General features: G+C 69.4%; 22 protein-coding genes. 15 read left to right on the top strand and 7 right to left on the bottom strand.

Going from position 1 to position 24903, the window contains the following annotated elements; all coding sequences use genetic code 11:
• The first annotated feature begins 4 nt into the window (after window positions 1-4).
• From M8445_RS06775 to M8445_RS06755, 5 genes are all read left to right on the top strand, one after another.
• Window positions 5-595, top strand: a complete 591-nt coding sequence (locus M8445_RS06775; RefSeq protein WP_273990576.1) for a nicotinamide mononucleotide transporter family protein — start codon at window positions 5-7, stop codon at window positions 593-595.
• Window positions 588-1598, top strand: a complete 1011-nt coding sequence (locus M8445_RS06770) for an AAA family ATPase (RefSeq protein ID WP_273990574.1) — start codon at window positions 588-590, stop codon at window positions 1596-1598. The genes M8445_RS06775 and M8445_RS06770 overlap by 8 nt, the downstream gene beginning before the upstream one ends.
• Before the next feature lie 82 nt (window positions 1599-1680).
• On the top strand, window positions 1681-2499 hold the full coding sequence (locus M8445_RS06765; protein ID WP_273990573.1) for a class I SAM-dependent methyltransferase: 819 nt from the start codon (window positions 1681-1683) through the stop codon (window positions 2497-2499).
• 84 nt (window positions 2500-2583) lie between these two features.
• The gene (locus M8445_RS06760; RefSeq protein WP_273990571.1) at window positions 2584-3177 is read left to right on the top strand and encodes a TM2 domain-containing protein; all 594 of its coding nucleotides are present in this window, start codon (window positions 2584-2586) and stop codon (window positions 3175-3177) included.
• Between the two features lie 93 nt (window positions 3178-3270).
• On the top strand, window positions 3271-4794 hold the full coding sequence (locus tag M8445_RS06755; protein WP_273990570.1) for a GGDEF domain-containing protein: 1524 nt from the start codon (window positions 3271-3273) through the stop codon (window positions 4792-4794).
• Between the two features lie 160 nt (window positions 4795-4954).
• On the opposite strand, the gene M8445_RS06750 is transcribed toward M8445_RS06755, so the two are convergent.
• Complete coding sequence (locus M8445_RS06750; protein WP_273990569.1) at window positions 4955-6217, bottom strand: aminotransferase class V-fold PLP-dependent enzyme; 1263 nt, start codon at window positions 6215-6217, stop codon at window positions 4955-4957.
• Between the two features lie 40 nt (window positions 6218-6257).
• Here M8445_RS06750 and M8445_RS06745 point away from each other — a divergent pair, with 40 nt between their 5' ends.
• From M8445_RS06745 to M8445_RS06730, 4 genes are all read left to right on the top strand, one after another.
• Window positions 6258-6752, top strand: a complete 495-nt coding sequence (locus M8445_RS06745) for an NUDIX domain-containing protein (protein WP_273990568.1) — start codon at window positions 6258-6260, stop codon at window positions 6750-6752.
• An 87-nt stretch (window positions 6753-6839) separates the two neighbouring features.
• Complete coding sequence (locus M8445_RS06740) at window positions 6840-8081, top strand: hypothetical protein (protein WP_273990567.1); 1242 nt, start codon at window positions 6840-6842, stop codon at window positions 8079-8081.
• A 90-nt stretch (window positions 8082-8171) separates the two neighbouring features.
• Window positions 8172-8873: a creatininase family protein gene (locus tag M8445_RS06735; protein ID WP_273990566.1), complete on the top strand. Its 702-nt coding sequence runs from the start codon at window positions 8172-8174 to the stop codon at window positions 8871-8873.
• 5 nt (window positions 8874-8878) lie between these two features.
• Window positions 8879-9844 carry an NUDIX domain-containing protein gene (locus tag M8445_RS06730; protein ID WP_273990854.1) on the top strand — a complete coding sequence of 322 codons (966 nt, stop codon included), beginning with the start codon at window positions 8879-8881 and terminating at the stop codon, window positions 9842-9844.
• 6 nt (window positions 9845-9850) lie between these two features.
• On the opposite strand, the gene M8445_RS06725 is transcribed toward M8445_RS06730, so the two are convergent.
• Both M8445_RS06725 and M8445_RS06720 read right to left on the bottom strand, forming a co-directional pair.
• Window positions 9851-10552 (bottom strand): hypothetical protein, encoded by a 702-nt coding sequence (locus M8445_RS06725; RefSeq protein WP_273990564.1) that lies wholly within the window; start codon window positions 10550-10552, stop codon window positions 9851-9853.
• A gap of 137 nt (window positions 10553-10689) precedes the next feature.
• The gene (locus M8445_RS06720) at window positions 10690-13146 is read right to left on the bottom strand and encodes a phenylalanine--tRNA ligase subunit beta (protein ID WP_273990563.1); all 2457 of its coding nucleotides are present in this window, start codon (window positions 13144-13146) and stop codon (window positions 10690-10692) included.
• 99 nt (window positions 13147-13245) lie between these two features.
• Between M8445_RS06720 and M8445_RS06715 the strand changes: the two genes are divergently transcribed.
• Window positions 13246-13608 carry an endonuclease domain-containing protein gene (locus M8445_RS06715; protein WP_273990562.1) on the top strand — a complete coding sequence of 121 codons (363 nt, stop codon included), beginning with the start codon at window positions 13246-13248 and terminating at the stop codon, window positions 13606-13608.
• A gap of 179 nt (window positions 13609-13787) precedes the next feature.
• On the opposite strand, the gene M8445_RS06710 is transcribed toward M8445_RS06715, so the two are convergent.
• From M8445_RS06710 to pheS, 3 genes are read right to left on the bottom strand one after another with little or no spacing between them, the layout of a single operon-like run.
• Window positions 13788-14207 (bottom strand): NUDIX hydrolase, encoded by a 420-nt coding sequence (locus M8445_RS06710; RefSeq protein WP_273990560.1) that lies wholly within the window; start codon window positions 14205-14207, stop codon window positions 13788-13790.
• Window positions 14204-14662 (bottom strand): hypothetical protein, encoded by a 459-nt coding sequence (locus M8445_RS06705; protein WP_273990559.1) that lies wholly within the window; start codon window positions 14660-14662, stop codon window positions 14204-14206. The genes M8445_RS06710 and M8445_RS06705 overlap by 4 nt, the downstream gene beginning before the upstream one ends.
• Window positions 14659-15678 carry a phenylalanine--tRNA ligase subunit alpha gene (pheS, locus tag M8445_RS06700; RefSeq protein WP_273990558.1) on the bottom strand — a complete coding sequence of 340 codons (1020 nt, stop codon included), beginning with the start codon at window positions 15676-15678 and terminating at the stop codon, window positions 14659-14661. Before pheS ends, M8445_RS06705 begins: the two co-directional genes overlap by 4 nt.
• 265 nt (window positions 15679-15943) lie before the next feature.
• Here pheS and M8445_RS06695 point away from each other — a divergent pair, with 265 nt between their 5' ends.
• From M8445_RS06695 to M8445_RS06675, 5 genes are all read left to right on the top strand, one after another.
• Window positions 15944-17299 (top strand): lamin tail domain-containing protein, encoded by a 1356-nt coding sequence (locus tag M8445_RS06695; RefSeq protein WP_273990556.1) that lies wholly within the window; start codon window positions 15944-15946, stop codon window positions 17297-17299.
• Window positions 17300-17523: 224 nt separating this feature from the next.
• The gene (locus tag M8445_RS06690) at window positions 17524-18996 is read left to right on the top strand and encodes a potassium/proton antiporter (protein WP_273990553.1); all 1473 of its coding nucleotides are present in this window, start codon (window positions 17524-17526) and stop codon (window positions 18994-18996) included.
• Between the two features lie 88 nt (window positions 18997-19084).
• Entirely contained in the window at window positions 19085-21382 is a 2298-nt protein-coding gene (locus M8445_RS06685) for a putative bifunctional diguanylate cyclase/phosphodiesterase (RefSeq protein ID WP_273990552.1), read from the top strand.
• A 93-nt stretch (window positions 21383-21475) separates the two neighbouring features.
• Complete coding sequence (gene glyA / locus M8445_RS06680) at window positions 21476-22702, top strand: serine hydroxymethyltransferase (protein WP_273990550.1); 1227 nt, start codon at window positions 21476-21478, stop codon at window positions 22700-22702.
• Window positions 22703-22829: 127 nt separating this feature from the next.
• Window positions 22830-23288 (top strand): YybH family protein, encoded by a 459-nt coding sequence (locus tag M8445_RS06675; RefSeq protein ID WP_273990549.1) that lies wholly within the window; start codon window positions 22830-22832, stop codon window positions 23286-23288.
• A gap of 63 nt (window positions 23289-23351) precedes the next feature.
• On the opposite strand, the gene M8445_RS06670 is transcribed toward M8445_RS06675, so the two are convergent.
• Window positions 23352-24815 carry a glutamate synthase subunit beta gene (locus tag M8445_RS06670; protein ID WP_273990547.1) on the bottom strand — a complete coding sequence of 488 codons (1464 nt, stop codon included), beginning with the start codon at window positions 24813-24815 and terminating at the stop codon, window positions 23352-23354.
• Between the last annotated feature and the right edge of the window lie 88 nt (window positions 24816-24903).

Genomic DNA, 24903 nt, shown 5'->3' with positions numbered 1-24903 from the left:
TCGCATGAACATTCTCGGTCTGGAGATTCCCACCCTGCTGCTTGACCTGATGGGCGGCTTCTGCGTGCTGGTGAGCCTGTATTTCCTGTGGGCGAAGAGCAGCACGTACTGGCACTGGAGCAACCTGTCGCTGCTGCCGTACTTCCTGCTGTTCGCGTCGGGGGGGCAGTGGATGCTGGCGGGTCTGCAGGTCACGTACCTGCTGTTCGGGATTCACGGGCTGTACCTGTGGCACCTGGAGGCGCGGCGGGCGCGGGGTGAGATCCGCTTCAACGAGCCGCTGTGGTACGGCGTGACGTGGGCGGCGGGTCTGGCGATCTTCGCGTACACGGTGGCCGTGACGGATTTCAGCGCGGTGTGGAACTGGGTGCAGTTCGCGGCGGTGACGCTGGCCCTGATTGCCAATTTCGGGACGACGCGCCGCTGGGCGTGGTCGTGGCCGGTGTGGATCGCGGTGAATGCCGTGCAGGCGGTGTACTTCTGGCACGCGGAGTACTGGGTGCTGTTCGCGTTGCAGTTCGTGCTGGCAGCCATGAGCGTGGTCGGCTGGCGCGCGTGGCGGCGCGACGAGCGGCGGGAAGTGGCGTTTGCCTGACCTTCAGGGCCAGCAGTTCCGGCACGGCCTGATCGTGGGGAAGTTCGCGCCGCTGCACCGGGGGCATATGCGGCTGCTGGACGCAGCCCTGGCCCGCTGCGAGCGTGTGAGCGTGTGGGTGTACTCCCGCCCGGACTTCCCGGAGATGCCCAGTCCGCTGCGGCGCGGCTGGCTCCAGGCGCTGTACCCGGCGCGGCTGTTTCCGGGCCTGGAACTGCTGCCGGACGCCCCGCACCCACCCATGAACGACGAGCCGGACGCCGTGCACCGCGAGTACGTGCGCGGCGTGCTGGACGGCTGGGGCGTGCGTCCGGACGCGGTGTTCACGTCCGAGGGGTACGGCGAGGCGTTCGCGGCGTCGCTGGGCGCGGCGCACGTGTGCGTGGATCAAGCGCGGCAGATCTTACCGGTCAGCGGCACGGCGCTGCGGGCGGACGTGCACGGCCTGCGGGAGTTCCTCGATCCCGTGGTGTACGCCCACTTCGTGCGGCGCGTGGTGATCCTGGGCGCGGAGAGCACCGGCAAGAGCACCCTGACGCGGGCGCTGGGCGAGGCCTTCGGCACGACCTGGGTGCGCGAGTACGGCCGGGACGTGTACGAACGCGAGGAAGGCGCGCTGAGCCCCGAGCACTTCCTGGAGATCGCGCGGGGCCACCGGGCGCTGGAGGACGAGGCCGCGAGGTCGCCCGGCGTGCGCGAGTGGGTGTTCAGCGACACGAACGCTGCCACCACCCTGATGTGGTCGCACCTGCTGACCGGCGCGGCCCCGGCGGAACTGAGCGCCCTGGCCGATGCCTGCCGGGCCCGCTACGCGCACGCGTTCCTGTGCGACACCGACCTCCCGCACGAGCAGGACGGCTGGCGCGCGAACACCGAGGTGCGGGCCGTGCAGCAGGCGTTCATCCGGCAGGACCTCGCCACGCGGGGCGTGCCGTTCACGGTGCTGCGCGGCAGCGTGCCCGATCGGGTGGCGCAGGTGCAGGCCGCCCTGAGCGGGGTGTAGTCCGGAGCCCGTTCCCTCCCCGCAGCCGCTCGGATAGAACTGTTGTTCAGACCATTCCACCGGAGTCCGGATAAGGTAGGGCATGACGACACCTGAGGGGTGGGAGGACCGCAACCGGCAGCAGTTCGACGCGCTGGCCGGCGGGTACGACCGGCTGGGGTTCCTGGCGCGGGTGGCGGCGTTCGTGGCGGACCGGGTGGGTGCGCGGCCGGGGCAGGCGGCGCTGGACGTGATGACCGGGACAGGCGGCGTGGCGCTGGCCCTGACCGGGCAGGTAAAGGCCGGTCAGGGGAGCACGGGCGGGTCCGTGGTGGGCCTGGACCTGTCAGCGGGCATGGTGGAGGTCGCGCGGCGGCGCGTGCCGGGCGCGCGGTTCGTGGTGGGGGACGCGGCGCGCCTGCCGTTCCCGGACGGGTCGTTCGACGTGGTGGTGTGCGCGTCGGGGTTGTTCTTCATGCCGGACATGGGCGCGGCGCTGCGCGAGTGGCGGCGGGTGGTGCGGCCGGGCGGGTCGGTGGTGTTCTCGTCGTTCGGGCGGGGCCTGCTGGGGGACCTGCCGGGGTTGTGGCGGGCGCGGCTGGAGTCGCACGGGGTCACGCCGGGGTTCCCGCCGCTGGGCCGCATTCCCACGCCGGAGGCCGCGCGGGACCTGCTGCTGGGCGCGGGCCTGCGGGACGTGCAGGTGGACCGCACGGAGTTGCCGTACACCCTGGCGGGCGTGGGGGACCGCTGGGACGAGATCGCGGCGGGCCTGGAGGGGCAGCCGCTGGCGGGGTTCGCGCCTTCCGTGCGGGCGCAGATCGTGGCGCAGCACTGCGGGCTGGACCTCGCGCCGCTGTTCCTGCGGGGGCCGCTGACCGTGCCGCTGCCGGTGATCGTGGCGCGCGGCGTGCGGCCCTGACCGGCGCGGACCAGCTCTGCGCGGCGCGGACCCGGTGACTTTCGGAGGATGAACGCCGGGCCTTCCGGGGGGTACTGTGGGGGCATGACCAGACCGGAAGATGACGGGAAGAGCACGCCGGGCAACGCGCCGTCGTGGGTGGATGAAGTGCTGGGCCGCGCGGGCACGAGCGGACCGGACGACGGGCGTACCCAGGACCTGCGCATTCCCCCGGCCACTCCGGTCCCGACCGCATCGCCGTCCCTGACGAAACCGGCGGCACCACAGCCGGGCCTGAGCGCGCCGCTGGTCACGCCGCCCGCTTCCAATCTGGACACGTTCGGAGAGCCGGCGCGACCACAGGCCCCACAGCCGCTGGGCCGCGCGGACGTCGCGCAGAAGAAGCTGATCGCGGGTCTGCTGGGCATCTTCCTGGGCAGCCTGGGCGTGCACAAGTTCTACCTGGGGAACACCACGCCCGGCGCGATCATGCTGGGCGTGAACGTGGGCGTGTGGATCGTGGCGTTCGTGCTGGGCCTGCTGACGCTGGGCTTCGGGCTGGTCATCACGTTGCCGCTGGCCGCGCTGGTCAGCAGCGCCGTGGGCCTGCTGGGACTGGTCGAGGGCATCATCTACCTGACCAAGAGTGACGCAGACTTCGAGCGGGAGTACATCCTGGGCCAGAAAGCCTGGCTGTAAGCGGCCACCCCTCCCCCCAGCTGACCGGTTCATGAAGCGGTTCGGGGTGAGGTTGTGGGATTCATGTCAACGAACGGGTGAAACACTGGGGTCATGAGCGTCCCCGCGCCCTCCCCACTTCCCGCACACTGGTGGGGGCGCGGTGTCGTGCTGGTCGCCACGATCTGCGCGGCGACGCTGGGCCTGCTGCTGACCGGCCACCCGGAAGGGGCGATCTGGACGGGCCTGCTGATGCGGGTGCTGGCGCTGGGAGCGCTGGCCCTGGCGTCCGTGCGGGTTGGCGGGCCGCCCGGGACGGTGTTCCGCCGCCTGCTGGCCGCCGTGGGAACGTACGTGGCGGCCGAGGTGGTGTTCGTGTACGCCACCCCGGCCCTGGCCGTCATGACCGGCGTGCCCACTGCCGCCGACGTGCTGTACCTGCTGTTCTACCCGCTGCTGTGGTGGGCGCTGCGGCCCCTGGGGGGCGGGCGGGCGCTGCCACTCGTGCCGAAACTGAACATCCTGGCGACCACCCTGACCATCATCCTGCCGCTGTACGTGCTGCTGGCAAGGCAGGTTCCGGGGCAGCAGCAACTGGCGTGGTGGACGGGCGTGCTGTACCCGGCGCTGGACGCCTGGATCCTCAGCACGCTGCTGGCGCTACTGTTCTCGCGCCGCCGCCTGCCGCTGCTGGCCGCGCCGCTCGTGGCGGGCGTCGTGATGATCGTGGCGGGAGACGTGGCGTACGTGGCGCTCAGCTCCCGCGAGGCGTACTCGCCGGCGCATCCCGTCACGGTCCTGTGGACGGCCGCCATGGGAGCGTTCGGCCTGTCGGCCCTGCGCGCCCTGCCCCCCACCGACCGGCCCGACTGGAACCAGCCCGCCTGGGTTCCGACCCTGGTGCAACTGGGACCGTACGCGTCGCTGGCTGTCGCCGCACTGACGTGGGCCCTGATCTCGCACGGGGAGTCCGTGGAGAACGGCATCTTTGTCGGAATCATGGCGCTCACGGCGCTGCTGCTGATCCGGCAGGAACTGCTGGGTGTGCGGCAACGCCGCCTGACCACCCGACTGCGCAGCACCGCGCAGGCCCTTCAGAGCAGCCGCCAGGACCTGTGGCGGCAACTGCACACCGACGACCTGACCGGCCTGCCCAACCGCCGCGCGTGCCTGGACCGCCTGGACAGCTGGCTGGCGCAGAACCCCGCCAGGACCGACGTGGGCGTGCTGTTCCTGGATCTGGACGGCTTCAAGACCGTGAACGACGGGTACGGGCACGCCGCCGGGGACGAGGTGCTGCGCGTGACCGGGCATCGCCTGACCGGACTGGCCGCGCAGGAACCCGACCTGCTGCCCGCCCGCCTCAGCGGCGACGAGTTCGCGCTGGTGTTCCTGGGCAGCCCCGGGCGGGGTGAGGCGCTGGCCGGGCAGATCGCGGCGCTGATCGCGCGGCCCATCACCCTGCCGGACGGACAGACGCTCACGACCGCCGGTTCGGTGGGACAGATGCACAGCCGTCTGCTGGCGGGCGTGACCACCAGCGCCCTGCTGTCCGGCGCGGATCACGCCATGTACCGCGTGAAACGTGACCGCAAGGCGCAGCAGGTCCCGGAGCGCACCCCCACCCTGTTCGACTGATCCAGACTCCGATTGAATGGTTTGCCAGAACCATTCAATCCGAGCGGATGCGAGTGGGAGCGGAAGCGGGCTGCCGGGCGTGGAGTTGGCAGATCGGTGGTGTTCCGATCTGCCAACGGAACAGACGGAATCCGATGATACGGAAGCCGGACGAACGGGGTTACAGCGCCTGCTCGATGTCCGCTTTCAGGTCGGCCAGGGCCTCGACGCCCACACTCATGCGGATGGTGAGCGGCGTGACCCCGGCGGCGTGACGGGCCGTTTCGGGCACGCGGGCGTGCGTGGTCGTCCAGGGGTGCACGACCAGCGTGCGCACGTCCCCCAGGTTCGGGGCGATGCGCAGCACCCGCACGCGCGACAGGAACGCGCTGGGGTCCGGCACCTCGAAGGTCAGGACCGCGCCCTGACCGCCGCGCAGGTAAGTCTGCGCGAGGTGGTGGTGCGGGTGGCTGGGCAGGCCGGGGTAACTGACCTTCCCGACGCGCGGGTGCGCTTCAAGCCACTGCGCGAGGCCCAGCGCGGTCGCACTCTCACGCTCCAGTCGCAGGGCGAGGGTTTCGAGGCCCTGCGCGATCAGGAACGCGCTGTGCGGGGCCAGCGTCATGCCCAGCTGGTGCGCGCCGAACCAGCGTTGCCGCCACGCGAGGGCCGCGTCGCCGCGCACGTTCAGGATGCTCTGCTCGCCGCCGTCCGTGTAGATGGGATTGCGCGTCAGGTCGTGCCCGGTGCCGACCGTGACGGCCCCGCCCAGCACGCTGCCGTGCCCGCCCGCCCACTTGGTCAGGGACTGACTGACGATGTCCGCGCCGTGCGCGAGCGGCCGGGCCAGGAAGCCCACGCCGCCGCAGGTGTTGTCGATGGCCAGCAACGCCCCGTGCGCGTGTGCGATGTCCGCGAAAGCACGGATGTCCGCGATGTCCCCGGCGGGGTTGCTGATCATCTCGGCCCACACGAGGCGGGTATTGGGCTGCATGGCGGCCCGCACGGCTTCGGGAGTGTTCTCGACCAGCGTGGCCGTGATGCCCATCAGCGGCAGGATGTTACTGAGCATTCCGGTCGTCCCGCCGAACAGACTGGACGCTGACACCACGTGATCCCCCGCGCGACACACGCTGAGAATCGCGGTCAGGGTGGCCGCCTGCCCGCTCGCCACGGCAACGGTGGCCGCGCCGCCCTCCAGGGTGGTCAGGCGGTCTTCGAGCGCCCGCACGGTCGGGTTCTGAAGGCGGGCGTAACTGAGGCCCGTGTTGTACTGAAATTCGCTCTGCGCTTCTTCCAGCGTGTCGAACTGGAACGCGGCGGCCGCGTGAATCGGCAGGCCGATGGTCTGCCCCAGCCCGCGCGGAATGCTGCTCTGCACGGCAGTCGTCTCGTAACTCCAGGGTTCGGCGGGGTGGGCGTCCGGGCGGGGCGTGTCGGTCATGCCCTCACGCTACGCCGCGCGCCGCGCTAGGGTGCCGGGCATGTCCGGTCCACCCGACCCCTTCACCACCCTCCCGGCCCGCCCGGCCGCCACGCTGTCCGTGGGCGTCAGCGTCCTCATTCAGGACGAGCACGGGCGCGTGCTGCTGCAACGGCGCGGCGACGACGGCCGGTGGGGTACGCCCGGCGGGCACCTGAACCCCGGCGAGAGTTTCCTGCAGGCCGCGCAGCGCGAACTGTTCGAGGAGACCGGCCTGATCTGCCCGGACCTGCGCCTGATGCCGCTGCCGGACGCCCTGATCGACGGCCCCGCCTTCCGCATCAGCACGCCGCGCGGTGACCAGTATCAGGTGGGCCTGCGCACACGGGGCACCCTCAGCGCCGCCGCGCTGGACCTCGCCGCGCCCGACGACAGCGGTGAAACACTGGCCCTCGCGTGGTTCCCGCTGACGGGCCTGCCGCCCCTGAGCGGCGCGATCAATGTTGCCAGCCTGAACCTCCTGCGCCGCGAGCAGGGCCTGCCAGAACTGCCCTGAATGGCCAGGGCACCCCAGCCGGGGGGGTCGGAGAAGGGTGCGTCATGTCCGCACGACAGCTTTCTGAAGGTTCCCTAAGCTGAGTGTGTGAAACGTTCCCTTGCCCTGATGACCGTCGGCGCCCTGCTCCTCGCCTCCTGCGACCGTACCACCACGCCCACGCAACCCACCAATCCGGCTCCGGTTGACCCGGCCAAGACCGAACCCGCCGCGCCCGTCGTGGGCCAGAGCCTGGAAGTGCAGGACGTGATGGGCACCGCCCAGAGCGCCGCCAAGAAGATGGCCGCCATGACCGACCCGAACAATCCGGACCTGGACCCCGACCTGAAAGCCCTGCTGGGCCTGTTCAATGTGGGCGGCGCGCCCGTCCGCCCCAACAGCCTGGACCTGAGCGGCGCGGCGTCGTTCGGCAAGAACTTCGTGCAGGGCCTCGGTGGCCAGGGGCGCGTGACCACGCAGGCCATGACGACCGTGAAGGAAACCCTGGCCACTGGTACTCGCACGTACACCCGCGACGGCGGCTACCAGTACTCCGAGCTGCCCAAAGACGGCTACGTGGAGATCGACGAGCAATCCGGCGTGCGCATCGAGGCAAGCTGGAAGGTCGGCGGCGCCGCGACCGTCTGGGTGAACAACGGGTACGCGTACGACTACAACACCGGGCAGGTGCTCCCCCGTCAGCAGGAAGTGCCGACCAACGCGACCGGCAGCGTCACCGTCTCCGGGAAGACCGTGGCGGGCCTGAAGTTCAACATGACGCCCGGCGACTGCCTGAACACCGCCGGCCCCACCGCGCTGACCCTGAGCGGCTGGGCGGGCCGCGAGACGAACGCCCCCGCCAAACTGGACCTGGCGTACGCCTGGACCGAGAAGGACGTGCTGCTCAGCGGCTCGGCGCAGTACGCGACCACCAAAGAGAAGGTGGACGCCAGCATGAAACTGAACGTGACCGGCACCACCAGCGACCGCTGCGGCGCGGCGTTCACGTTCACTCCCACCCGCGCCGACCTGACCGGCACGCTGGACATCCCCAGCCACAAGACCGAACTGAACGTGTACCTGCGCGACCTGAGCAACCTGGAGTTCAGCGAGAAAGCCATGAGCGCCCCCAACGCCCTGGACAGGATCGGCGGCACCGTGAACGCCGCCCTGAGCTTCAACGGCAAGGCCGTCGTGACCGCCTTCGGCCCGCTGGCCGACGGGAACGACATGGACCTGCAGCCGGGCGATCAGGTGAAGTTCCGCTACGTCAAGAGCGGCAAACTGGTCGAAACGGACTTCCGCACGGCCGAGAAGGACCTTCAGGAGATCGCCAACCCGCGCCGCTGAACGCACGCGGACAGGGCGCAGGCCGGGGCGGGTGCTCCGGCCTGTCCTGTTTGTGGCGGTGAAGGCATAGGCGGTGCGGTAGCGTGGTTCATGCGGATCGAGGACATGAACTGGGCCATGGTGGCCGAGACGCTGCGCACCGAGGACCGTTGCGTGCTGCCGCTGGGCTGCACCGAGCAGCATGCGACCCTGAGTCTGGCGACCGACACGCACCTCGCCGCGCGCGTGGCCGCCGAGGCCGCTGACGGGCTGGGCGTGCCGGTGTTCCCGGCGCTGCCGTACGGGGTGACGCCGTCGTTCACGGCGTATCCGGGCACCGTGAGCCTGCGGGTGGGCACGTACCTGGCGTTGCTGGACGACCTGCTGTCGGGCCTGTACGGGCAGGGGTTCCGGCGGATCCTGATCGTGAACGGGCACGGGGGGAACTCGCCTGGGCAGGGGTGGCTGGGGGAGTGGCTGGCGCGGCATCCGGACGCGCGGGTGCAGTGGCATAACTGGTGGAACGCGCCGCGCACCTGGGCGGCCGTGCAGGCCACAGATGAACTGGCGAGTCACGCGAGCTGGATGGAGAACTTCCCCTGGACGCGCCTGGAGGGCGTGACGGCCCCCGAGGAGCGCAAACCCATGGTGGACGTGGCGGCCCTGCGGCAACTGCCGCCCGCGCTGGTGCGGGAGCGGCTGGGCGACGGGAATTACGGTGGGCTGCACCGCCGCCCGGACCGGGAGATGCAGCGCATCTGGCAGGAGGCCGTCGCGGAGACGCGCGCGCTGTTGCAGGGAGGCTGGGCGTGACCCTGATGCAACTGCGGGCCGTGTGGGGCAACGCGCCCCTGATGGCGGCGTCGGCGGGCGCGCTGATTCAGGACGAGCACGGGCGGGTGCTGCTGCAACGCCGGGGTGATGACGGCCTGTGGGGCGAACCGGGCGGCGCGCTGGAACCCGGCGAGGACTTCCTGACCGGCGCCCGCCGCGAACTGTTCGAGGAGACCGGCCTGGACTGCCCCAACCTGACCCTCATGCCACTGTCCGAGGGCTTGCAGGACGGCCCGGAACTATTCCACCGCTACCCGAACGGGCACGAGATCTACATCATCGGGATGCGTGCGCACGGCACGCTGAGCGCCGCCGCGCTGGAGCAGGCCGCGCCGGACGACAGCGGCGAGACGCTGGAACTCCGCTGGTTCCCGCTGGACGCCCTGCCGGACCTCAGCAACAACGCCAACCGCGCCAGCATGAACGTCCTGCGCGCCCGCGCGGGCCTGCCGCCCCTGCCACTGGCCCCCACCCCACCCGCGCCGCCGGTCGGGAACTTCCTGATGGATCTGCGGCGCGTGATCGGCCCGCGCCCCTGGTTCGCGCCCGGCTCGAACGTCCTCGTCACCGACGACCGGGGCCGCCTCCTGCTGCTGCGGCACGGGCACACCCGCCTGTGGACGCTGCCCGGCGGCAGCCTGGAACCCGGCGAGACCTTCGCAGGGGCAGCCGCGCGGGAACTGTTCGAGGAGACCGGCCTGCGCGCCGCCCACCTGATCCCCCTGCACATGTTCGCCGGCCCCGAGTACCGCTTCACGTACCCGAACGGACACGTGGTGGACTACGTGTCGGTCCTGTACCGCGCCCACGGCGTCACCGGCACCCTCACCCCGCAGGACGGCGAGGTGCTGGAGGTCGGCTGGTTCAGCCCCGACGACCTGCCGGGCGACGAGGAACTCAGCGGCGAGCTGAGCCGCGCGAACCTCCGCTGGTGGCGCACGCACGGCTGACCCGACTCAGCGGGCGGCCTCCACCGCCGCGAGCACCCACAGCGCCCGGACGTCGGCGCGCCCCTCGCAGCGGGGGCGGGCGCCGCAGCCCGGGTCACGGTTCGGCGTGTCCGGCAGGGACGGGGCCTGCGCTCCCACGACATTCAGCACACCGCTCGTCCCGACGACCCCTGCCCTGAGGTGACCCAGCAGGGTCACGCCGCCCAGCGCCTCACCACCGGAGGTCAGCACGTATCGCCGCAACCGCGACGGCGCGCGCTCCGGTGCGCCCCGCTGGGCCCAGAGCGGCCCCCGGTAGGGTGGATTCAGCGTCAGGCCCCAGTCCTGCTCGGCCCGCATCCACGGCACGGCGATCATGTTGACCAGCGGTGGGGTGCTCACCACCGCTGTCCGGGAACGCGCGTCGAAGGTCAGGGTGAACGGCGTCCGGGCCGCGATCAGGTCACGCAGCGCCACCCGGCCCGCCACGACCGGCACCCGCACGCCATTGACGACCGCCGCACGCCCCGAGACCGGGCAGGTCAGGCCCAGCAGGTCGCACGCGGCCACCAGCGGCACCCGCACCCGCCCGGCCTCCACCCCCGGCGCGCCCCCCTGCGCGTCGATCCAGTACAGCGCCCCGAACCGCACCGAGACAGGCATGGAAGCCGCCTGCGCGACACCAGACCCGCCCAGAATTGCCACTGCCATCAGAAGCGTTCGCCACATGCGTCCAGTCTGCCCACCTGCCGCCTGAGAACTGCGCAGGAAAAAGGCCAGAGCACATGGCCCTGGCCTCTTTCCGCCTCCCCTTTGAGGGGAGGTGCCCCAGAGGGGCGGACTCGAAGAGCTGCCCCGCAGAGGGGTTACTTCTCGCGGATGCTCCACCCCTGCGTGCGGACGGCGCGCATGAGGGCGTCCATGACGGGGTCCACCTCGGCGTCGGTGAGGGTCCTGTCGCCGCGGAAGACGAGGCGCACCGCGACGGAGCGGTTGCCCGCGCCGATCTGCTCGCCGGTGAACACGTCGAAGGGTTCCACGCTTTCCAGCAGGGTGCCGCCGTGTTCGCGCAGCAGCGCGGCGATCTCGCCGTAGCTGACACCGGCGGGGGTGATGACGGCGAGGTCGCGCCACGCGGCGGGCGCGCGGCTGGGGTCGCGGAACGCCCACTCGCGGCCCGGCAGGGGCAGCGCGGCTTCCATCAGGAAGGTGTCGCCCTTGAGGCCGAACGCCTGGGCGATTTCGGGGTGCAGCGCGCCGAGCCAGCCGACGCTCTGGCCGTTCCAGACGACCTCGCCCGCGATGCCGGGGTGCAGGGCACTGGGGACGGCCTCAGCGCGCAACTGGCGCAGTTCGAAGCTGGCCCCCAGGGTGCCCGCCAGCGACTCCACGAGGCCCTTGAATGCCCGGAAGTCCCCGGCGACGCCCGCCTGATCGGTGCGGGGCGCCAGCGGGCCGCGCATCAGGAGGCCGACGCGTTCGGTCTCGCCGCTGGCGGGGAAGACGCGGCCCATCTCGAAGATCAGCACGCGGTCGCCCTTCGCGTGGGCCTGCGCGGCCTTCACGAGGCTGGGGTACAGCGCGGTGCGCATCCCGGTGCGGTCGGCGGTCAGGGGGTTGCGCAGGCGCACGCCGGGCCGCTCAGTGCGGGCCTTCTCGGCTTCCTCGTCGCTGGTGAAGGTGTACGTCACGACCTCCTGCGCGCCGATGCCGGCCAGGGTGCGGCGCAGGGTCGCGCGGGCCACGCCGGGCTTCTCGGCGCCGATGTTGCTCTCATGCACGCGCAGGGTGGGGAGGCTCTCGGGCAGGTGCACGAAGCCGTGCAGGCGCGCGACCTCCTCGGCGAGATCCTGCCAGATCGCCATGTCCACCCGCCACGAGGGCGGCACGACACTCAGGGCGTCCCCCTCGCCCTCCACAACGCACCCGAGGCGGGTGAGGATGCCGCGCATCTCGTCGGTGTCCACGGGCATGCCCAGCAGCGCGCGGATCTGCTCGCCCGTCGCCTCGATCCGGCCGGGGATCTCCGGGTCGCCCACGACGGTCGCGCCGGGGTGCACCTGCCCGCCCGCGTTGCCCAGCAGGCCCACCAGTCGGGCCGCCGCGCGCTCGGGCAGCAGGGGGTCGACGCCGCGCTCGTAGCGGTACACGGCGTCCGTCTTCAGGCCCAGGCGGGTGCTCGTGCGGCGCAGCAGCACCGGATCGAAGTGCGCGACCTCCACCACCACGTCCGTCGTGTCGGCGCGCACGTGCCCGTGATCGCCGCCCATGATGCCCGCGATGCCCAGCACCGTGTCGCCCACTTTGGGCTGCTTCGCGGTCTCGAAGGCCTCCGCGACCGTGGACACCTCGGGCTGCGCGCCGTCGAGGATCAGCAGGTCCTCGGGGCCGACCTCGTGCTCGCCGCCCATCAGGTCCCGCACCCGCTCGCCCTGCCGCAGCCCGAACGCCACGAGAATCTGATCGCCCCGCACGTCCCGCCGGTCGTACAGCGCCGTCGGCTGGCCCAGTTCCAGCATCACGTAATTGCTGGTATCCACGATCAGGTCAATGGAGCGCATGCCGGACAGGCTCACGCGGCGCTGCATCCACAGCGGCGCCGGACCGTTCCGCAGTCCACTGACCGTGCGCGCCACGAAACGGTCGCAACCGAAACGCAACTTCTGCGTCGGGTCACGCTCGATGCGGATGCCCTTCTCCGGCAGGGACACGCGGATCTCGCCCTCCCCCACCGCCTCCGGCCCGGCCGCCGGTTCCACCAGCTCCAGTTTCAGGAACGCTGCCAGATCCCGCGCCAGCCCCAGCGCGCTCAGCACATCTGCGCGGTTCGGCGTGACCTCCACATCCAGCACGTGATCCGCCGCCCACAGCTCGCGCATGGGCGTGCCCGGTTTCGCTGTCCCGGCCGGGAACAGCATCAGGCCCGCGCTGCTCTCGCCCAGACCCAGCTCCTTCGCGCTGGCCGCCATGCCCCACGACTCCACGCCCTGCAACGCCCGCACGCCATACGTCAGGCCGCCCAGCTCCGTGCCCGGCGACACCAGCGCCAGCATCGTCCCCACCGGGAGACCCACCGCGTTCCCCGCACCCGACGCAATGACCTTCTCACCGTGATCACCAGCGTCCAGCGTCAGTTTCGTCAACTGCGTGCCCGGCATCGCCTCCGCCGCCTTCACCGCTACCATCAGCACCCCCGCTGGCGGCGCCGTGACCTCCTCCACACCCTCCAGCGGCAGACCCAGCTGCGCGAAGATCGGCTCCAGCTCCGACACGACCGGCAGACCCGGCACCAGTTCCTTCAACCACGAATACGGAATTTTCATTGAGTACCTCTTGAGTTGGTCGGGGGGACACTGCGGTTCACCCCCTCCCCGACCCTCCCCCCTGAAGGGGGAGGGAGAACAACGCAATTACACTGCGGCGTGACCCCACATGACGCGCGCACCAGCCCATCCACCGACGTGGCCCGCATGCTGCGCAGGCGCATGACCCCCGAAGAAATCCTCCTGTGGCAGCACCTGCGCCGCAGACAACTCGGCGTAACGTTCCGCAGACAGGAACCCATGGGCCGGTACGTCGCGGACTTCGTCTGCTACGAACGCACCCTCGTCATCGAACTCGACGGCAGCCAACACCTGAACAGCGACGCCGATCGGGAACGAGACGCCGACATGCTCGACCACGGCTTCCAGACCCTGCGCTTCTGGAACAACGAAGTGCGAAGCAACATCCCCGGCGTCCTCGAACGAATCCAGCAAGTCCTGGACGCCAGAAAGGACCTTTAGCCCCTCCCCCTTGAGGGGGGAGGCTGGGAGGGGGTGAACCGAAGCGCCACCCCGGCGCGGTGTATCGTCCCCCGCTCCGTCTCGATGCCAGTCCCGTTCACCCCCTCTGCTGCGCAGCTCTTCGAGTCTGTCCCTGCGGGACATCTCCCCCCTCAAGGGGGAGAGTGAAGGCAGGCGGTTCATTGCGCAGCCACCTCGCGTACGAGTTCCCGCGCCCGCTCGGGCACGAGGTTCACGGCGTCCAGTTCCGTGAGGGGCACCCACTGCGGCGAGTACCAGTTCTCGTCGCTGCTGCGGATGGCTTCCGGGCCGTCGCCGAGGCGCATCTCGCCGGACTGCACGTGCGCCCGGAAGTAGTGCTCCAGGTTGCCGATGTTCTCCAGCACGAGGAGGGGCGGGCCGACCGTGACGGTCAGGTTCACTTCCTCCAGCACCTCGCGGACGCAGGCCCCTTCGGGCGTCTCGCCGTCTTCGATGCCGCCGCCGGGCAGCGTGGCGTACGCGCGGCCCTGCTTGCGGCGCAGCATTAGCAGCACCTCGGGCTGATCGTTGGCGACCTCGTTGAGGATGATGGCGACGGCTCTTGATCTCAAAGTCATTCGTTCAGGTCTCCTTTGAGCTGTTTTTGAAATGCCAGGATGTCGTCAATCGACACTGTCCAGCACGCTATTTCGAAATCATCCTGGCAATCACGCCAGTCCGCTTCAAAAAATCCGCCGACATGATCTTCCATCAGTCTTAACTTCGGCAGATCCACTTCTCCCTGAATCCCAAATTTGAATATCTGGATCTTTATTCCACTCAAACAGGACTCTGCGACTAGACCATGGAGGACTATTGAATCGTCTGCCGTAAGAATGGAAGTGGGAAAATATGAAACTTCCGCACCATCTATCAGACTTTGACATGCTTCAAACCAGTACTCCAAATATTTATCCCGGCCAGTAAGCTTGAAGCTGCTATGAAACCCGATCCTATCGCCCCCTGCAACAAGTCGTCCTTCTCCAATTTGATCATCTGGAGCCAACGACGTGAGCGATAGCGAGAAGTTCACTCCAGCTCTCCCCGGAACTGCCCGATCACTCTCGGGTCGTTGGCGTAGAAGTAGCGGATGTCGGGGATCTTGTACTTGAGCATGGCGATGCGTTCCGGGCCGAGGCCGAACGCGAAGCCGGTCTTGCCTGCGTACACGCGCTCCTTGCCCTGGGCTTCGCGGAGGTCGTCGACGGCTTTGAAGACGCTGGGGTGAACCATGCCGCACCCGCCGAGTTCCAGCCATTTGCTTTCGCCGCGGGGGTTGTCCCAGTACACGGCGAAGTCCGCGCCGGGTTCCACGAAGGGGTAGTAGCTGGGCTGGAAGCGGACTTTGGCGCCTGCGCCGTAGAGGCCGCGGGCCATTTCGGCGATGGTGCCTTTCAGGTCGGCCATGCTGATGCTGTCGCCGACGACGAGGCCTTCGAGTTGGTGGAACATGGCTTCATGGGTGGCGTCGGTGGCTTCGTAGCGGTAGACCTTGCCGCGCACGACGATCTTCAGGTCGGGTTCGTGGTCGACCATGTAGCGGATCTGCATGGGGCTGGTGTGGGTGCGCAGCAGGCGGCCGTCCTCAAGCCAGAAGGTGTCCTGGAGGTCGCGGGCGGGGTGGTACCAGGGGACGTTGAGGGCTTCGAAGTTGTGGTGTTCGTCTTCGACTTCGGGCCCTTCGACGACGGTGTACCCGAGGCGTTCGTAGATGCCGGTCAGGTCGTCGTACACGCGGTTGATGGGGTGCAGGCCGCCTGCGGGGAGCGGGAGGCCGGGGAGGGTGACGTCGATGGCTTCACTGGCCAGCTGGGCGTCCAGGGCTTCGCGTTTCAGGGTGGTTTCGCGGTCGTCAAGGGCAGCCTGGATGGCCTGCCGGACGGCGTTGATCTCGGCGCCGCGCGCCTTGCGTTCCTCGGGGGCGAGTTTGCCTAAGCTGCCGAGTTCGCGGGTGACGAGGCCGCTCTTGCCGACGTAGCGGGTCTTGACGGTCTGGAGTTCGTCGAGGGTGGTGGCCGCCTGTATGGCCTGGATGGCTTCGTGTTGCATGGGTTCTCCTGTGTGGGAATGGAAGGTCTGGCAATAAAAAAGCCCCGCCTCACGGGGGTGGGCGGGGTGACTCGCTGCGGCCTGAGGTTCAGGCGAGCGTGACCCCGGGGCGGGTAAACGGCGAAGGTGTACCGGTCCGGGGCGTCATGCCTGTCAGGGTAGCAGGTTCGGGCGGTGGGTGATCCGGGTGGGGCGGTGTGGGTGGGGGCAGGTGACCCGGTGGTGTTGACATCTGCTTGACAGATGCGCGAAGAATGGTACCTCGATGTCCAATTCAACCTTCCGGCGCGGCCTAGTGCTGCTGGCCTCCGTTTCTCTTGCCCTGTCCTCGTGTGGTCGCGTGCCACTCACGGGGGACGCGCGTCTGTCCACGCTGGCGGCAGCGGGTGAGCCGGTCATCAACGAGCTGTTCTACGATTCGGCCGGGACGGACGTGGGGACGTTCATTGAACTCAGGGGCCCGGCGGGCCTGAGCCTGAGCGGGTACACGCTGGCGGCGTTCGACACGGCGGGCACGCAGTACCGCACGATCACGCTGTCCGGGACAATTCCGGCGAGCGGGTACTTCGTGGTAGCGCAGGACACGACGGTGGCCAGCCGAAATCTGGTGAATGCGGGCGCGGACCTGAACAACGGGGCGGGCAGCGTGCGCCTCCTGAAGGGCACGGGGATCGTTGACGGGGTGGCGTACGGTTCGCCCACCAGCAACAAAGGTGAGGGCACCTCGGCCGCTACGACCGGCGCGGGCAGCGCCCTGGCACGCGTGCCGGACGGGTCGGACACGAACGCGAACAGCGTGGATTTCAAGGTTCAGCTCAGCACGCCGGGAGCGGCGAACGGTGGCGGGACGGGTGGCGGCGGGACGGGTGGGGGGGGCGGCGCGACCGGGAAGAAGGTGCTGTTCGACCTGACGAAGGCCGAGGACGCCGGGAACGCCGACTGGCGCATCGACGGGGCGTACAGCGATTACGCCTCGGCGCTGCGTGGCCTGGGGTACACGGTGAGCAGCGTCACAGGCACCAGCATCACCTCGACCAGTCTGTCGGGAGCGTCGGTACTGGTGATTCCGGAGCCGCAGAATCCGTTCAGTGATGCCGAGCGCGCCGCGATTCAGAGCTTCGTGCAGAACGGCGGTGGGGTGTTCATGATCACCGATCACCGCGCCAGCGACCGCAACAACAACGGCTGGGACAGCCCGGAAGTGTTTGGCGGCTGGGACGGCAGCACGCCCGCCAGCGTGAGTAGCGCGTTGCAGGCCAGCCTGAACAGTGACGCGATCTTCGGCCTGAATGCGTCGTTCAATTCCAGCTTCAGCGATCCGGTGCTCACGGCGACGCCCGTGACCACGCACCCGATCCTGAACGGCGTGAGCAGCGCCGGGGTGTACGTGGGCACCAGCGTGGACGTGCTGGCGGGCACGGCGCTGATGGGCACAGGCGGCAAGACGTACCTCGCGGTGAACAGCGTCGGCTCGGGTCGCGTGGCGATGTGGGGCGACAGCAGCACCTTCGGCGACAACACGTACTCGGACGGCAGCACGGGCACGTACAACAACTGGCCGAACCTGAGCAACGCGGCGATGGGCAAGAACGTGGTGCGCTGGCTGGCAGGGGACCTGTAACACGCATTCCGTCTGCTTCGCTCTTAACTCGGAAAAGCACCGGGTTGGCAGCGTAGCAGGCGGAATCTGAGTGCCCGCTTCAGCTGGCCTTCACGTTCCTGACCGGGGGCCCTGTAGGGGGTGCCCGGTCCTTTTTTACGCGCCTGGACGCATGCCACCATGGAGCATGATCGAGTCGACGGTTGGGGTTTGGGGTGCAGTGCGGGGTTCGCAGCGGGGCCGGCATGGGTGAGGTGCATACGGAGGTCTTCCTGCTGGCGGCGGGTGTGCTGCTGCTGGTGAGTCTGCTGGTCAGTCGGTTGGGGGGGCGCCTGGGCATTCCGGGCCTGCTGCTGTTCCTGGGCGTGGGCATGCTGGCCGGGTCGGACGGGCTGGGCATTCAGTTCCATGATTACCGATTCGCTCAGGCGCTGGGCACGCTGGCGCTGTGCTTCATTCTGTTTCAGGGGGGGCTGGGCACTCACTGGGGGCAGACACGTCCCGTGGTGCGCCGGGGCCTGAGTCTGGCGACGGTGGGTGTGCTGATCACGGCGGGCGTGATGGCGGTGTTCGTGCATTTCGCGTTCGGGTTCCCGTGGCTCTCGGCGTGGCTGCTGGGCGCGATTGTCAGCAGCACGGACGCCAGCGCGGTGTTCAGTGTCCTCAAGGAGCGGCAACTGGGGCTGAAGGGGGACGTGGCCCCGCTGCTGGAGTTCGAGTCGGGCGGGAACGACCCGATGGCGGTCTTCCTGACGGTGGGGATCCTGGAACTCATGGCCAATCCGGGCATGAGCGTGCTGGGGATCGTGCCGCTGTTCTTCAAGCAGATGCTGATCGGGGCGGTGTTCGGGGTGGTGCTGGGCCGCGCGGCCCTGTGGATCCTGAACCGCCTGCAGTTGCAGTTCGAGGGTCTGTACTCGGTGCTGAGTCTGGCGCTGGCCCTGACGATCTTTGCGGGCACGGCGGTGGCGGGCGGCAGCGGGTTCCTGGCGATCTACATCGCGGGCGTGATTCTGGGGAACGCGGATTTCATTCACAAGCGCAGCCTGCTGTCGTTCCATGACGGGCTGTCGTGGCTGATGCAGGTGGCGATGTTCCTCACGCTGGGCCTGCTGGTCAACCCGCGCGAGCTGCTGCCCACGGCGGGACTGGCGCTGGCGTGCGCGCTGGTGCTGGTGTTCCTGGCGCGGCCCCTGAGTGTGTACGTCAGTCTGGCGCGCGCGAAGATGCCCCTGAACGAGAAGAGCATGGTGGCGTGGGTGGGGCTGCGCGGCGCGGTGCCGATCGTGCTGGCGACCTTCCCGCTGCTGGCGGGCGCGGAGCGGGCGGGCACGCTGTTCAACATCGTGTTCTTCATCGTGCTGACCAGCGTGCTGCTGCAGGGCACGACCCTGACGCTGGTGGCGCGCTTCCTGCGGGTGCGGGAGGAGGTGCCGGAAGTCACGCAGTACCCGATCACGTACACGCCGACCGGGCACAACAAGAACGAGATGGTCGAGGTCGAGGTCCGGGCGGGCAGCGCCGCCGACGGGCAGCGCATCATGGACCTGAAACTCCCGCCCGAGGCGCTGGTGATCCTGATTCACCGGGGCGGGGAGTTCCTGATTCCCAAGGGAGCCACCGAACTGACCGGCGGGGACAGCGTGCTGGTCCTGGCGGGCGAGACCGAACTGCGGGAAGTGGAAGGCAAACTGCACCGCCCGGCCGGGGCCGTGTAGCCGCCCTTCCGGCCGAAAGGTGGGCGGCGGGGCGTTCATGATGTCCCCGTAAGACTTTGGCGAGGGCGCGGGGCGCAGGCTGGGAAGCATGATCCTGCCCGCGCCCCGCTCTGTTCACAGGGGCACCGGTCTGGCGGCGCTGGGCCTGGGAGCCGGGTACCTGCTGCACCTGATGCATCTGGCCGGCTGGACTTCCACTTCGCCGGAGTGGGCGCTGTGGCCGTACCTGCTGGTCTTTCTGGGATCGGCGGCGCTGATCTGGTCACTGGCGGCCCGCACGGAAGCGCCGGGCGCGTGGCGGTGGCTGGCAGCTGGGACGTTCTGCTGGGGCGTCGGGAACGCCCTGTACACGCTGGGGAACGTGCAGGCGGGCGTGCTGGGGTTCACGGACCCCTGGTTCCTGGCGCTACCGGCCTGCATGCTGGTGGCTTTCTGGCTGTTCGAGCGGCGCTGGCCGTCGCTGCCGTCGCGCGAAGCGCGGCTGGATGTGGCGGCGCAGGTCATGGCAGCCGGGGCGTACCTGTGGTTTTTCGTGCTGGCCGAGCAGATGCAGAGCGCCGGCCCGTCGCTGCTGTCGAATCTCGTGGCGGCGCTGTACCCGCTGTCGGACCTGGTGCTGCTGAGCCTGCTGGTGGCGCAGACGTGGCGCGGCCCGGACGGCGCGCCGCGCGGCATGGGGTTCCTCGCGGCGGGCATGGTGCTATTCGTGGTGGCGGATACCGGGTACACCATCCTGGCGCTGCAGGACGCGTACGAGGGCAACATGTGGCCGGACGCGCTGTGGCCGCTGGCGGCGCTGCTGTTCACGGCGGGGGCGTGGCAGGCAGGTCAGCCGCGCCCATTGACGGTCAGCGCGCCGCGCCGTCCGCGTTCCCTGTGGTACGGGCCGCTCGCGCCGTACTCGGCGCTGCTGGCCGGGTTCATGCTGCTGGGCGCTGTGCGACTGCCGCTGGAAGCGCGGGGGGCGCTGTACGCGACGTTCTTCGCGGCGGTATTCGTGGCGGCGCGGCAGACGCTGACGCTGCGCCAGCTGGAGGACAGCCGCGCGCGACTGGAATTCCAGTCCCGGCACGACGCCCTGACCGGACTGGGCAACCGCCGGCAGCTGCACCTGACGCTGGACGCCCGGCTGCGTGGGCCGGTGGGCACGGGGCTGCTGATCGTGGACCTGGATGACTTCCGTTTCGTGAACGAGGCGCTGGGGCACCGCGCCGGGGACACCTTCCTGCAACGCACGGCGGCCACGCTGCGCAGTGAGGCCGCCGCCCTGAACGGCGAGTGCTTTCACCTGAGCGCCGACGAGTTCGTGGTGATCGTCCCGGCCGCACGCGATGAGCAACTGGGCGTGGCGGGCGAGGCCCTGCTGCACGCCCTACGGGCGCCGGTGACGCTGGAAGGGCAGGTGCTGAACATCACGGCGTCGGTGGGCGCAGCGCTGGCCCCGGCGGCCGGACTGCTGGACAGCGCGGGCCTGCTACGCCGCGCGGACCTCGCCATGAAGGAAGCCAAACGCACCGGCCGCAACGCGCTGCGGCTGTTCGATCCGCTGCGGGACGACGCGGCGGCCGCGCGGCGGGTGACGATCGAGACGCGCCTGCGGGGCGCCGCCGAGCGCGGAGAGTTGCAACTGCACTACCAGCCGCAACTGGAGCGCGGCGGGCAGCGCGTGCATTTCGAGGCGCTGCTACGCTGGCAGGACGCGCAACTGGGCGCGGTCTCCCCGGCCGAGTTCGTGCCGGTCGCGGAAGGCGCGGGCCTGATGGTCGACCTGGACCGCTGGGTGATCGCACAGGCGTGCCGGCAGCTGGCCGGGTGGCGGGCAGCGGGACGGCCGTGGCAGGTGGCGGTGAACATCAGCCCGCCGAACCTGGTCCGGCCGGATTTCCTGCCGTTCCTGCTGCGGACGCTGCGGCAGCACGGCCTGCCGCACGCCGCGCTGAGCCTGGAAGTCACGGAGCGCCTGCTGATCGAGAACGAGGCGCAGGCCCGGCAGACCCTTCAGGCCCTGATGGACCTGAGCATCGAGGTGGCCGTGGATGACTTCGGGGTGGGGCAGTCGTCGCTGTCGTCGCTGCTGCGCCTGCCGATCAGCGTGTTGAAGGTGGACCGGGCGTTCGTGACGGAACTCACGGGGGACCGCGCGGACGGTCAGGCGGCGTTCAAGGTGGTGCAGGCGGTCGTGGGTCTGGGCCGCGCCCTGAACCTGCGGGTGGTGGCCGAGGGGGTGGAAACCCCGGAGCAGGCGCAACTGCTGTGGGAACTCGGCGTGGACGCCCTGCAGGGGTACTGGATCGGCCGGGCCACGCCGCCCGACGCGGTGGCCGGCACCGTGCCGACCGGGGCGGTACCGACTGGAACCGCGCCGCCCGCCCCCGGCGTTGCCTGACCTGCCCTGGCGTTGGCTGACCTGCCCTCGCGTTGTCTGACCTGCAAAGACACGGGGGACACCGGCCCGCTGCGGCAGTGTTACCGTGGGGTCATGACGACCACCGCCGAGAAATCTGCCGCCCGTGACACGGCACTCTTCGACCTGATCACCCAGGAGGCCGAGCGTCAGCAGCGCGGCCTGGAGTTGATCGCTTCCGAGAACTTCACGTCGGCGGCGGTGCGTGAGGCGCAGGGCAGCATCGTGACCAACAAGTACGCCGAAGGGTACCCCGGCAAGCGCTGGTACGGCGGGTGCGAGGTCGTGGACCGCATCGAGCAGCTGGCCATCGACCGCCTGAAGGAACTGTTCGGCGCGGCGTGGGCGAACGTGCAGCCGCACAGTGGGTCAAGTGCGAACCTCGCGGTGTACAACGCGCTGATCCAGCCGGGCGACACGGTGCTGGGCATGGACCTGAGCCACGGCGGGCACCTGACGCACGGGAACCCCGTGAACTTCTCGGGCCTGCGCTACCGGATCGTGAGTTACAAGGTGAACCCCGAAACCGAACTGATCGACATGGAAGAAGTGCGCCGGCTGGCGCACGAGCACCAGCCGAAGATGATCATCGCGGGCGCCAGCGCGTACAGCCGCACCATCGACTTCGCGGCGTTCCGGGAAATTGCCGACGAGGTGGGCGCCATCCTGTTCGCGGACGTGGCGCACATCGCGGGCCTGATCGCGGGCGGCGTGCACCCGAACGCGCTGCCGCACGCGCACGTGGTGGCCAGCACCACTCACAAGACCCTGCGCGGCCCGCGCGGCGGCATCATCCTGAGTAACGACCCGGAGATGGGCGCCAAGATCGACCGGGCCGTGTTCCCCGGTTACCAGGGTGGGCCGCTGGAGCACGTGATCGCCGCGAAGGCCGTCGCGTTCGGCGAGGCGCTCACCGATGACTTCAAGGCGTACGCCGCGCAGATCATCCGCAACGCGCAGGCACTTGCCCAGGCCTTCCAGGACAAGGGGTACCGCGTGGTGTCCGGCGGGACCGACAACCACCTGCTGGTGCTGGACCTGCGCCCCCAGGGCCTGAACGGCACCAAGGCCACCAGGCTGCTGGACGCCAACCACATCACGATCAGCAAGAGCACCCTGCCGTACGACACCGAGAAGATCCTGCACGGCGGCGGCATCCGCATCGGCACGCCCGCCGTCACCACGCGCGGCATGGTCGAGAGCGACATGCTGACCATCGCCGACCTGATCGACCGCGCCCTGAAAGGCGAGGACGTGAAGGAAGAAGTGCACGCCTTCGCGGGCGGCTTCCAGATTCCCTGAACAGAGCCTCTGGGTGGGGAGCGTGGCCGTGGCGCCCGCTCCCCATTCGCCTGCCTGCTTATTATGCCCAGCACAGATAGATTTAGAGCTTATTGCCTTTTGACGTACCAGCAGAGTACTGTGATCCATGACCCTCAGCGCCCCAACTGACAGCACCCCGACGCCCGGTGACCCCACACACATCCTCAGCGCCTACGCCGCCGCCGTCCGCGCCAGGGACACCGAGGCCCTGCTCGCCCTGTACCACCCCCACGTCACTGTGTACGACCTGTGGCAACACTGGCAGTACGACGGCCTGAACGCATGGCGCGGCATGATCGAAGACTGGTTCGCCAGCCTGGGCGACGAGCGGGTGCAGGTCACCTTCGACGACATCCGCAGCACCCCCACGCCGGAACTGGCCCTCGTGCACGCCTTCGCCACCTACACGGGCCTCAGCGCCACTGGCGAACGCCTGCGCGCCATGAACAACCGCATCACCCTCACCCTGATCCCCGAGGGGAGCGGCTGGCTGATCCTCCACGAACACAGCAGCGCCCCCGCCGAATTCAGCAGCGGCAAGGTCAACCTCCACCGACCAGCCTGAACGGTCAGGCAGAAGGCCGCGCCTCTCCCCTGTCTGGGGCGGCGCGGCCTTCCTGTGCGGGATTTAGCGGGGCAGGACCGAGGTACCCATCAGGTGCTGGTCGATGGCGCGGGCGGCCTGTCGGCCCTCGCGGATGGCCCACACGACGAGGCTCTGGCCGCGCCGCATGTCTCCGGCGGCAAAGATTCCTTCGATGTTGGTGTGGTAGCCGCCCTCGTCGGTGTGGGCGTGGGCGTTGCCTCGGGCGTCCTTGTCGATGCCGAAGGCGTCGATGACGCTGCCGATGGGGCTGATGAAGCCCATGGCGAGCAGGACGAGGTCGGCCTTGTGGATTTCCTCGCTGCCTTCGACTTCGGTGAGTTTGCCGTCAATCAGTTCCATGCGGACGGTCTTGACGCCGGTGACCTTGCCGCCCTTGCCGATGAATTCCTTGGTGGCGATGGCGAATTCGCGCGTGGCGCCTTCCTCGTGGCTGGTGCTGGTGCGGAGTTTCATGGGCCAGTAGGGCCACACGAGGGGTTTGTTCTCTTTTTCCGGCGGCTGCGGCATGACCTCGAACTGGGTCACGGATGCGGCGCCGTGGCGGTTGCTGGTGCCGACGCAGTCGCTGCCGGTGTCGCCGCCGCCGATGACGATGACGTGCTTGCCGTCGGCGCGCAGTTGTTTCTTGAGTTTGTCGCCGGCGTTCACGCGGTTCTGCTGGGGCAGGAATTCCATGGCGAAGTGAATGCCGTCCAGTTCGCGGCCAGGGGCGGGCAGGTCGCGGGGGTGTTCGGCGCCGCCGGCGAGGAGGACGGCGTCGAATTCGGCTTTCAGCTCGTCGGGCGTGACGGTCTTCTTGCTGAGGTTCGTGACGCGGCTGCCTTCGGGCCACGTGCCGACCATGGTGCTGGTGCGGAAGGTGACGCCTTCGGCTTCCATCTGCTCGACGCGGCGGTCGATGTGGTGCTTGTCCATCTTGAAGTCGGGGATGCCGTAGCGCATCAGGCCGCCCACGCGGTCGTTCTTCTCGAAGACGGTCACGTCATGCCCGGCGCGCGCGAGTTGCTGCGCGGCGGCCAGCCCCGCGGGGCCTGAGCCAATCACCGCGACTTTCCGGCCGGTCTTCACGGCGGGGGGTTGCGGCGTGACCCAGCCTTCCTGCCAGCCGCGTTCGATGATGCTCAGCTCGATGCTCTTGATGCCGACGGCGTCGCCGTTGATGTTCAGGGTGCAGGCAGCCTCGCAGGGGGCGGGGCAGATGCGGCCCGTGAATTCCGGGAAGTTGTTCGTGGAGTGTAGGGTGTCCAGCGCGCTGCGCCAGTCGTCCTGGTACACGAGGTTGTTGAAGTCCGGGATGATGTTCCCGACGGGGCAGCCGTTGTTGCAGAACGGGATGCCGCAGTCCATGCAGCGGGTCGCCTGGAGTTTCGCGGCGCCACTGTCGAGCGGGATCAGGAATTCGTGGTAGTGCCGCAGCCGCGCGTCGACGGGGGCGTACTGGTCCTTGATGCGCGGTTGGTCGAGGAAGCCGGTGATCTTGCTCATGCGTGCTCCGGTGGGGGACGCGCCCGGCCCGCGTGGGCGGGGCGCGGAAGGGGGCTTCGACGGAACTCATCCGATTCCACACCATGTC

It is taken from the genome of Deinococcus aquaticus (assembly GCF_028622095.1).
Lineage (GTDB): Bacteria > Deinococcota > Deinococci > Deinococcales > Deinococcaceae > Deinococcus > Deinococcus aquaticus.
Note: the sequence above shows the minus strand (reverse complement) of the source record. Positions and strands in the feature narration are given on the sequence as shown.